This is a genomic window from Pseudomonas antarctica (assembly GCF_900624995.1).
GTDB classification, from domain to species: domain Bacteria; phylum Pseudomonadota; class Gammaproteobacteria; order Pseudomonadales; family Pseudomonadaceae; genus Aquipseudomonas; species Aquipseudomonas antarctica.
In genome coordinates this window covers 1-9709 of record NZ_UYXQ01000131.1, presented here as the reverse complement: position 1 = coordinate 9709, position 9709 = coordinate 1, and the positions used below count along the sequence as shown (strand labels likewise).

General features: G+C 59.4%; 9 protein-coding genes. 4 read left to right on the top strand and 5 right to left on the bottom strand.

Annotated elements, in window-relative coordinates; genetic code table 11:
- Positions 1–583: 583 nt before the first annotated feature.
- Positions 584–1237, bottom strand: coding sequence for a DsbA family oxidoreductase (locus tag E0F99_RS26415; protein ID WP_083359929.1), 654 nt, complete (start codon positions 1235–1237; stop codon positions 584–586).
- Positions 1238–1304: 67 nt separating this feature from the next.
- Entirely contained in the window at positions 1305–2324 is a 1020-nt protein-coding gene (locus E0F99_RS26410; RefSeq protein ID WP_083359930.1) for an alpha/beta fold hydrolase, read from the bottom strand.
- A gap of 193 nt (positions 2325–2517) precedes the next feature.
- Between E0F99_RS26410 and metR the strand changes: the two genes are divergently transcribed.
- Positions 2518–3435: a transcriptional regulator MetR gene (metR, locus tag E0F99_RS26405; RefSeq protein ID WP_083359931.1), complete on the top strand. Its 918-nt coding sequence runs from the start codon at positions 2518–2520 to the stop codon at positions 3433–3435.
- 50 nt (positions 3436–3485) lie between these two features.
- On the opposite strand, the gene E0F99_RS26400 is transcribed toward metR, so the two are convergent.
- Genes E0F99_RS26400 through nosR form a run of 3 tightly spaced genes read right to left on the bottom strand, consistent with a single transcriptional unit; the run spans position 3486 to position 5796 of the window.
- Positions 3486–3992, bottom strand: coding sequence for a GNAT family N-acetyltransferase (locus E0F99_RS26400; RefSeq protein WP_083359932.1), 507 nt, complete (start codon positions 3990–3992; stop codon positions 3486–3488).
- Entirely contained in the window at positions 3989–4402 is a 414-nt protein-coding gene (locus tag E0F99_RS26395; RefSeq protein WP_130909011.1) for an NUDIX hydrolase, read from the bottom strand. The genes E0F99_RS26400 and E0F99_RS26395 overlap by 4 nt, the downstream gene beginning before the upstream one ends.
- 47 nt (positions 4403–4449) lie before the next feature.
- Positions 4450–5796 carry a response regulator c-di-GMP phosphodiesterase, NosR family gene (gene nosR, locus E0F99_RS26390; protein ID WP_083359934.1) on the bottom strand — a complete coding sequence of 449 codons (1347 nt, stop codon included), beginning with the start codon at positions 5794–5796 and terminating at the stop codon, positions 4450–4452.
- Between the two features lie 257 nt (positions 5797–6053).
- Between nosR and E0F99_RS26385 the strand changes: the two genes are divergently transcribed.
- The 3 genes from E0F99_RS26385 to E0F99_RS26375 all read left to right on the top strand — a co-directional run.
- On the top strand, positions 6054–7928 hold the full coding sequence (locus E0F99_RS26385) for a putative bifunctional diguanylate cyclase/phosphodiesterase (RefSeq protein WP_083359935.1): 1875 nt from the start codon (positions 6054–6056) through the stop codon (positions 7926–7928).
- Between the two features lie 69 nt (positions 7929–7997).
- The gene (locus E0F99_RS26380) at positions 7998–8942 is read left to right on the top strand and encodes a cytochrome-c peroxidase (protein WP_232000175.1); all 945 of its coding nucleotides are present in this window, start codon (positions 7998–8000) and stop codon (positions 8940–8942) included.
- The coding region (locus E0F99_RS26375; RefSeq protein ID WP_341273822.1) for a DAHL domain-containing protein at positions 8939–9709 on the top strand (771 nt) is incomplete at its 3' end. The genes E0F99_RS26380 and E0F99_RS26375, both read left to right, overlap by 4 nt.

Genomic DNA, 9709 nt, shown 5'->3' with positions numbered 1-9709 from the left:
AGAAACCCCAAAAATCTGTGCCGACAGGACGCTCTGCGATGATAAGCCTGCGAGCGGGCGGCGTGGTTTAACTGGGCGCATAAGATCAGGAGCAAAAGCAAGAGCACGGCAGACTAGTAGCCGACATGAGGGGTAGAGGAAGAGCAAAAGCAAAGCCGTGGAGGCCTAAGCTTGGAAGCTGAACTCAAGCCCGCTCCCACAATTGGATCTCGGTACATCAGACAGAAAGTGTGCCGCTGTGCTTTTGCCCTGCTTTTGCTTCTACCACTCAGGTCGGCTACTAGGCCGCCGTGCTCTTGCTTTTGATCTGAGGCGCCCCGTTAACCACGCTGGCCGAACGCAGGCTTGAATCCGTGGCTAACCCGGCAGGACGCCGGGTTAGCCGCGCTGGGCCAAGGATGGCCCATCGCGGCGGCCCACGGATTCAAGCCTGCGTGCGGGCACACCGAGCCTAGGCGAGGTGCCGAGTGGTGGGGCGAGGACCTTTTGGTTACTTTTGGGGCGTTTGCCAAAAGTGACCCGCTGTAAGAGCGGAACCCTAAGTGGCCGTTACCGCAGCAATGGATATGTACGCAATTTAAGGCTAGCCCTTAGCCTCACTGATAATCTGCCGAATCGCCCCAACAAAGGCCTCAGCCGGCTGCCCCCCACTCACCGCATACTGATCGTTAAACACAATCGTCGGCACCGAAGTCACCCCCCGAGAAATCCACAGCTGTTCCTGCTCACGCACTTCTGCCGCATAGTCATCGCAGGCCAAAATCTCAGCAGCACGCTTGATATCCAACCCAACACGTTCAGCAATAATCGCCAAAGTCGCATGGTCAGACGGATCCTGCCCATCAGTGAAATAGGCCTTGAACAGCGCTTCTTTCAGGTTGTATTGCAGCCCCTCCAACCCCGCCCAATGCAGCAGACGATGCGCATCAAAGGTGTTGTAGATACGGCTCTGTCCATCAGTGCGAAAGGCAAAACCCAACGCCGCACCCATGTCACGAATACGCGCACGGTTAGCTTGCGATTCCTCTGCGGTGGAACCGTATTTTTCAGTGATATGTTCGACAATATTCTGCCCAATCGCGGGCATGTTAGGGTTCAGCTCAAACGGCTGAAAATGAATCTCGGCCTGCACCTCAGCGCCCAGTTGATCCAACGCCTCGGTCAGCCCACGCAGGCCGATAATGCACCAGGGGCAAGACACGTCGCTGACGAAATCGATTTTCAGGGGAGTACTCATGGCAGGTGACCTCGCAGGCAGTCTTGTCGGCATTAACGTGCCGTAAAAGCTGCACCATACACCAACTTCACAGCACCTTCGAAGGCTGACCCAAGTCAATCTGCGCCCAGTGCGCGGCATCTTCGCGATGGGCCTGCAGGTACGGCAACACCGCCGCCAGCAACGGCGCCTTGAACGCCTCCTGAAAACGATGCGCCAAGCCGGGAATCAACTTCAACTGGCTGCCCTGGATATGCGCAGCCAAGTGCACGCCGTGCATCACCGGCAGTAACGGGTCGGCAGTGCCGTGCACCACCAGCGTCGGCACCCGCAGTTGGTTGAGCAACGGTACCCGGCTGGGCTCGGCGAGGATCGCCATGATCTGGCGCTTGACCCCCTCCGGGTTGAAAGCGCGGTCGTAGGACAGCGCCGCCTGATGCAGCAGTGCCTGGCGGTCATCTTTCACATTCGGGCTGCCCAACGCCGCCAGCAGATCAGCTTGTTGCTCCAGCGCCACTTCACGATTGGGCGCACTGCGCCGCGACAATAACTGCACCAGCGCTGCATTCGGCGCCGGCAAACCTTCGGCGCCGGAGCTGGTCATGATCAACGTCAAGCTCTCAACACGTTGCGGCGCCATGGCCGCGAGGTGCTGCGCGATCATGCCGCCCATGCTTGCGCCCAGCACGTGGAATTGGCGGATCTGCAACGCGTCCATCAAACCCAGGGCGTCGTCAGCCATATCAGTCAGCGTATACGGCGCCGCCACCGGCAGGCCGAGCTTGTAGCGCAGCACTTCGAAAGTCAGGTTGGCGCTGGCAGGCAACTGGCGCCACGTGGACAGGCCAACGTCACGGTTGTCGTAGCGAATCACCCGAAAGCCCTGTTCGCACAAGGCCACCACCACCTCATCCGGCCAATGGATCAACTGCCCGCCCAGCCCCATTACCAGCAGCAGCGCAGGGTCGGACGCACGGCCGATGCTCTGGTAGGCGATGCTCACCTTTTCCAGATCGACCGTTTGCGTCGGGACATTGACATCACATCGAGAGGCCGCAAAAGACGGCAGGCCGAACAAGAGAGCGGCCAGTAAAAACAACACGCGCATGAAAAACACCGAAACGCAGAACCCCAGTAGAGCGCGAGTCTGATGAAGTTTGTTCAAGCGCGCTGCCACAGTTCTGTGACAGTTTGATGAAGAGTGCCCAGCGGTCATGGTCGATGCCTTATCGACAGGCATTGCCACATGAGACAAACTCACGCCATCTCTATTCAACACAAATTTTATTCATGGAGCGCCCGTGCTCGAAATCCGCCACCTCAAAACCCTGCACGCCCTGCGCGAAGCCGACAGCCTGGTCGAAGCCGCCGAGCGCCTGCACCTGACGCAGTCGGCGCTGTCCCATCAGTTCAAGGAGCTGGAGGAGCGCCTGGGTATGCAGCTGTTCGTGCGCAAGACCAAGCCGCTGCGCTTCACCAGCGCCGGCTTGCGCTTGCTGCAATTGGCCGATGCCACCCTGCCCTTGCTGCGTGGTGCCGAGCGCGATATTGCACGCCTGGCTGGCGGCACCGCCGGGCGCTTGCATATGGCGATCGAATGCCACAGCTGCTTTCAGTGGCTGATGCCGACCATCGACCAGTTCCGCGACGCCTGGCCGGAAGTCGAACTGGACCTGGCGTCCGGTTTCGCCTTCGCGCCTCTACCGGCGCTGGCGCGGGGCGATCTGGATCTGGTGGTGACCTCCGACCCGCTGCAATTGCCGGGTATTACCTATGTGCCGCTGTTCACCTACGAAGCCATGCTGGCCGTGGCCAACCAGCACGCGCTGGCGAACAAGTCGTACATCGTGCCCGAAGACCTGCTCACCGAAACCCTGATCACCTACCCGGTGGAGCGCGACCGCCTGGACATCTTCACCCGTTTCCTGGAACCGGCCGATGTGGAACCGGCCCAGGTGCGCACCTCGGAATTGACGGTGATGATGATGCAACTGGTGGCCAGCGGCCGTGGCGTGTGCGGCATGCCGCATTGGGCGCTGCATGAGTACAGCTCACGCGGTTACGTGAAGGCCAAGCGGTTGGGCGAGAAAGGCTTGTTTGCGACGTTGTATGCGGGAATTCGGGCGGACATGCTGGATGCGCCGTATATGCGCGACTTTTTGCTGACGGCCAAGGACACGTCGTTTTCCACGTTGGATGGCGTCAGCGCTGTGCGTTAAGCGCCGCAAGCTAAAATGGGGCGCGAGCAAGCCCGCTGCCACATTAGCCGTCACACGGCTCTCAATTCACACCACATGTGGACCCTGTCGAAATAGTCATCACCCACACGCACCGCCAGCGGCTCCACGCCGTACTGAATAAACCCGCAGCGCTGGTACAACGCGAAGGCGGCGTCATTGCCGGCAGTGACAGTCAGTTGAAGCAGTTTAAGGCGCGGATGTTTACGCGCCTCGGCGAGCGTCGCCTCCACCAACTGGCGGCCCAGGCCTTTGTGCTGGTAAGCCTGGTTCACGTACATACCGAATAAGGTCACCTTGTGGCGCGCCTTCTCACGCGGCTCGAAGGCCAGGCCAACGATGCCCGCCAATGCACCGCCATCGAATGCCCCGAGCAGCCGATCCAGCGGGTTGTCCAAGCGCTTTTGCCACCAGCTCAACGGCATCATGGCGCGCTCAGCCACGCTAGAGGTGAACGCCTGGGGGTAGGCGCCGTAAGCCTCAAGCATCAATGCCCGATACGCCTCGGCGTCGTTGGCGCCAAGCGAACGAATCATCATGCGTCGCAGGTCAGCGGTGCGCGGTAAAACGGCAGGATCACGTCGCGCGTCAACGGCGCCAGTTGCAGGCCGCCGTCACCGGCCGGGTCGATCCAGCACACTTCTTCGATCTCAGCAGCGGGCGTTACCGCCACGTCGATGTGCACTTGGAACAACTCGGCTTGCACGGTGAAACCCGGCTCGTTGGCGGCAGGCGCCGAGAAGTGCCCCAAGTACACGGCCTCGCTTGGGTCGATACGCAGGTTTAGTTCCTCAAACAGCTCACGGGCCAGGGCTTGCGCGGGTTGTTCACCGGCGTCGATCTTGCCGCCCGGTTGCATGAACGCCTGGGTGCCGCGCTTGCGCACCAGCAGAGTTTGGCCGTTGCTGCCGATCAGCAGAGCGGCGGCGATGCGAATGGTAGATGTCATGTAAAAACTGCCTTGAATGCAAAAGTGAAAGGATCACAGAAAGCGTCTTAACCGGAAAGTGCAGCCTCATCCGGCTCTTTGATAAACACGGAATACTTGGCCCCTTCCATCGCCTCAAACGCAATCAGCTTGTCCACCAGCGGCAGGTTCAGCACTTTGCCGGCGTTGAGCAGCAGCATGCCGTTATCGGCGTTGAGGTTGCGCGCCAGCACCATGCCTTCGGTCAGTTCACGGGTGGTCAAGACTTTCACACTCGGGTCACCCAGCGTCACGTCACTGAGGAACGCGGCGCAAGCCTGCACAAAGTCTTCGACCATGTCCGGGTCGTAAAGCTTGCCGGCGTATTTACGGATGTAGAGCAGCGCTTCATCGCTGTTCATGTGGCGCTCGAGGATCAAGCCTTTTTGCAGCTCGATAAAGTCGACGGCCAGTTTCAATAACCGTGCGCCGGAAGGGATCAACTCGCCCTTGAGATGGTCGGGAAAACCGCTGCCGTCCCAGCGTTCCTGGTGATGACGAATCAGGCGCGCGGCGTCCTTCATTGGCTCCAGGGTCATCAGCAACGACTCACTCTGGGTCGGGTAATCCCGATAGCGCTCGCGGTCGGTGCTGTGCAGCATGTCCGAGGGCGCGACCATCATGCCGTCGCTCCAGCTCAACTTGCCGATGTTATAGAGCGCTGCGGCCATGGTCAGGTCGCGGGCGCTGGCTTCGTCCATCGCCTGAGCCTTGCAATACACGCGAATCAGTTCGATCAGTTGGCGGTTGGTCTGTTTTTGCTTGGGCAGGCGCAGGTTGGCCAGCAGTGAAAACACTTCGGTACCGGTCACATAGCTGCGTTTGAGCTCATCGTAGGCCAGGTCGAGCATGTCGGCGGTTTGCTGCAACTCGCTGGTACGCGCTTCGACGCGTTTTTCCAGAGTGGCGTTGAGGGCCTTCAACTGGTCGTTCTGCTCGCGGGTCAACTGCTCAAGACGCAGCCGTTCGCGCTCGGAATGCCGGTGCTCCAAAGACTGGCGCAACGTCAGGAGCATTTCCTCATCGTTCCAGGGTTTGCTGATGTAACGGTGAATCTGACCTTCATTGATCGCCTTGATCATCATGGCCATGTCGGCATAGCCGGTCAGCAGGATGCGGGTGGTTGACGGGTACAGGCGGTGGGTCTCGGCCAGCAGCATGGCCCCGTCCATGGCCGGCATGCGCGCATCGGTCATCACCAGGTCAATGGGCTGGGCCGCCATGATTTCCAGGGCCTGGGCGCCACTGCCAGCCAACAGCACGTCATAGGGTTGGCCACGCAGCAGCCGGCGCAGGCTGTTGAGGATCGATTCTTCGTCGTCAACCAGCAAAATAGTAGGCGTGTAGGGGGACGTCGTAGCAGTTTGTTCATCCATGGCGACACCTCCTGGCGATGACACACGATTGCTTCATTGCGACCCGACATGATCCATCGCTGTACTTGCTCACGCATTGAGCGCTAGATGAACACCGGGGTAATTGAGGTTGATTTGACGCCAACTGGCCGACTTATTCAAGGGAGCCGACTATGCTTGTGGCATGAAGCTGGTGACCGTTCCTGTTTATCCAAGTATTCAAGGTAAGGAAGCCCTATGCGTCAGAAATCGCCGTTGCGCGTCTCTCGGAATCAGCCATGATGCCGCGCTCAGGACAGGCCAATCGACGCATTCTGATCGTCGATGACACGGCTTCGATCCACGCAGACTTCCGCAAGATCCTGTGCGCCGATGCCCATGGCGGCCAGACACTGGACAGCATTGAAGAAACCTTGTTCGGTACCGCCCCGGCCGTGCGCCAGACCTTTGTACTGGACTCGGCCTATCAAGGCCAGGAAGCGCTGACACTGGTGAACAAAGCCCTGGCCAACAACACACCGTATGCCCTGGCCTTCATCGACATGCGTATGCCGCCAGGCTGGGACGGCCTGGAAACTATCGAACAACTGTGGAACGTCGACCCTCACCTGCAAATCGCCCTGTGCACGGCATACTCCGACTATTCGTTCGAAGCCATTGAAGCGCGCCTCAAGTACGACGACCAGTTGCTGATCCTGAAAAAGCCTTTCGACGACCTGGAAATTCGCCAAATGGCTACCGCCTTGACCTGGAAATGGCAATTGGCGCAGGACGCGGCAATCAAACTGATCGGGCTGGAACGCACGATTGAGGAGCGCGTGCAGGAACTGCTCAAAGTCTCACACCTGCTGCAATATGACGCCCTGACCGAACTGCCCAACAGCACACTGCTGGGCGACCGCCTCACGCAAGCCATCGCAGTCTGCAGGCGCCATGGCACCCAGTTGGCGGTGATGTTTATCGGCCTGGACCGCTTCAAGCGTATCAACAACGCCCTGGGCCACCCGGTCGGCGATGAAATGCTCAAGCACGTCAGCCAGAGCCTGGTGGCCACGGTGCGCGAGTCGGACTCAGTGTTTCGCTATGGCTCCGACGAATTTGTGCTGATCCTCAACGACATCAAACACCCCCAGCAAACCCAGTACATCGCCGAAAAACTCCTCGCCGCCGTCAGCACCACCCGCTACGTGGCTGGCCACGACCTGAGCGTCACGGCCAGTGTGGGCATCAGTGTTTATCCCAATGACAGCAGCAATGCCGTGGCATTGATCAAAAAAGCCGAAACCGCCATGCGGGCCATCAAAGACCAAGGCCCCAACGATTTCAGTTTTTTCATCGACGACATGAACCTGCGCGCCCAGGCCCAGCAAAGCCTGGAAAGCGCCATCCGGCTGGCCCTGCAGCGCAATGAATTTACCCTGCATTACCAACCGAAACTGGACTTGAACAGCGGGCAGATCGTCGGCGCCGAAGCCTTGGTTCGCTGGCACCAGCCCGACCATGGCTGGATCTACCCGTCAGCCTTCATTCCCGTGGCCGAAGACAGCGGCCTGATCGTGCCGTTGAGCCAATGGGTGTTGTGCCAGGCCTGCGAGCAAGCACGCGCCTGGCAAGCCGCCGGCCTGCCTCACATTTGTATCTCGGTGAATATCTCGGCGATTGATTTTCGCCAGCGACACTTTGTCGCCAACCTGGCGGCGATCCTGGAGCGTACGGGCCTGGCGCCGCACTTGCTGGAGCTGGAGATCACAGAGAGCGTGCTGATGCAGAACGTCGAGGACACACTCAACACCCTGCGCGGGATCAAGACCCTGGGCGTGCGGCTGTCGATCGACGATTTCGGCACCGGGTATTCCAGCCTCAGCTATTTACGACGCTTTCCGATTGATGTGCTGAAGATCGATCAATCGTTCATTCGTGGCTTGAGCGACAACAGCCCGGACGCGCAACTGGTGGGTGCAATCATCAGCCTGGGTAAAAGCCTGGACTTGAACATCGTCGCCGAAGGCGTGGAGACCGTTGAGCAGTTGCAGTTTCTGAAAGACCATCAGTGTGAAGAAGGCCAGGGTTTTCTGTTCAGCAAAGCCGTAGCACCTGATGAATTCGCCCAGTTATTGCAAGCCGGGCGCCGCAGCCTGATGCCTGACTACTGACCTTTTACCGCAAGGAGCGACCGTTTGAGCCACAGCACGCCGCGCACGCGTCACCTGTTATCACGGGTTCTGGGCATCACCCTTGCCCTGGGTTATGGCACCTGCTTGCCCGTCACGGCAGCACCGCTGGATGAACCGCTCAAACCCCTGCCGGCAGTGCCAACGCTGGACCCGGCCACCGTGGAATTGGGGCGCCAACTGTTCAACGAGACACGCCTGTCCGTCAACAACACTAAGTCCTGTGCCAGTTGCCATAACCTGGAAATGGGCGGTGACGACAACCTGGCATTTTCCTTGGGCTTCGATGGCAAGCCGGTCGCGCTCAACACCCCGACGGTGTTCAACGCCAGCCTGAACTTCAAACAATTCTGGAATGCCAGGGTCGACACCCTGGAGGCGCAGGTTGAACAGGTGGTCACCAGCCCCATGGAAATGGGCAACGACTGGCAGACCGTGGTCCAGACCTTAGCGGCACTGCCCACCTACCAGGCCGCGTTCCAGCAGGTCTATCCGGACGGTGTGACGGCCGCCAACGTGCAAAACGCCCTGGCCACCTATGAGCGCACCCTGCTCACTCCCAACTCGCGTTTCGACCAATACCTGCTAGGCAACACCGAGATCCTCACCATTCAAGAGAAATACGGCTACCAGCGTTTCAAGGAATATGGCTGCATCGCCTGCCACCAAGGCGCCAATATCGGCGGCAACATGTACCAGAAGTTCGGCGTGATGGGCGACTACTTCAAGGCCCGTGGCAACCCGACCGAAGCCGACCTGGGCCGCTACTTGCTGACCCAGAACGAAGACGACCGCAATGTGTTCAAAGTGCCGAGCCTGCGCAACGTGGCAGTCACTGCCCCGTACTTTCACGATGGCTCGGCCAAGACCCTTGAGGAGGCCGTCGATATCATGTTCAAGTACCAGCTGGGGCGAATTCCCTCGGCTGAGGACAAGACGCTGATTATCCAATTCCTCAAGACATTGACCGGCGAATGGGCGGGCAAGCCCCTATGAAATCATCCCGCCTCGCCAGCCTGCTCACGCTCAGCGGTATTGCCCTGATACTGGCCTCGGTGCTGGTGTTTCTGTACCTCAAGTCGGTCGGCGACCAGTCCACCACCTACACCCAATCGCGCGACCTGATCAGCCAGATCAAGCAACTCAACTCCCAATGGGACGTCGAAGTGCTCAAAGCCCGGATCGCCCTCACCCACAACTATGACCCGCTGGTGGCCCCGTTCAAAGAGATGAGCGCGCTGTGGGCCATGCTGGAAAGTCGCGAGGCGCAACACCGCCACACAAACCTGGCCGATTGGCAGGCCGCGCAGGATGCGTATCGCCAGTCGTTCCAGGAAAAGGCGCGGCTGGTGGAACAGTTCAAGTCGCACCATGCGGTGCTACGTAACTCCCTGGCCTTTTTGCCGACGGCCGAGGACGACATCCAGGCGCATTTCCTGCAACTGGACGACGCCGACAAACTGCAACAGCAAAACATTGCCACCGACACCTACGACTTGCTGCTCAGCGCCTTGGAGTTTGCCCAGGTGACGAGCGATGACAAAGCCGCAGACATCCTCGTGGGCCTGAACAAACTGGCGATCAACAAACAAAGCCTGCCCGCAGAATTCCAGGTGCCGGTGGAGATTCTCAGCAACCACATTACGCTGATCCTGCGCGAGCAACCCCTCGTCAACGACCTGCTTGATCGCATTGCCGCGATCCCGCTGTCCGATCAGCTCGACGCCATGACCACCCAACTCAACCACGACCAGTCCGCCCCC

Bases quoted from the DNA above. Each gene is read 5' to 3' on its own strand.
- E0F99_RS26415 (WP_083359929.1), bottom strand. From the start codon at position 1,237: ATGAGTACTCCCCTGAAAATCGATTTCGTCAGCGACGTGTCTTGCCCC.
- E0F99_RS26410 (WP_083359930.1), bottom strand. From the start codon at position 2,324: ATGCGCGTGTTGTTTTTACTGGCCGCTCTCTTGTTCGGCCTGCCGTCT.
- E0F99_RS26400 (WP_083359932.1), bottom strand. From the start codon at position 3,992: ATGATGATTCGTTCGCTTGGCGCCAACGACGCCGAGGCGTATCGGGCA.
- E0F99_RS26395 (WP_130909011.1), bottom strand. From the start codon at position 4,402: ATGACATCTACCATTCGCATCGCCGCCGCTCTGCTGATCGGCAGCAAC.
- nosR (WP_083359934.1), bottom strand. From the start codon at position 5,796: ATGGATGAACAAACTGCTACGACGTCCCCCTACACGCCTACTATTTTG.
- E0F99_RS26385 (WP_083359935.1), top strand. From the start codon at position 6,054: ATGATGCCGCGCTCAGGACAGGCCAATCGACGCATTCTGATCGTCGAT.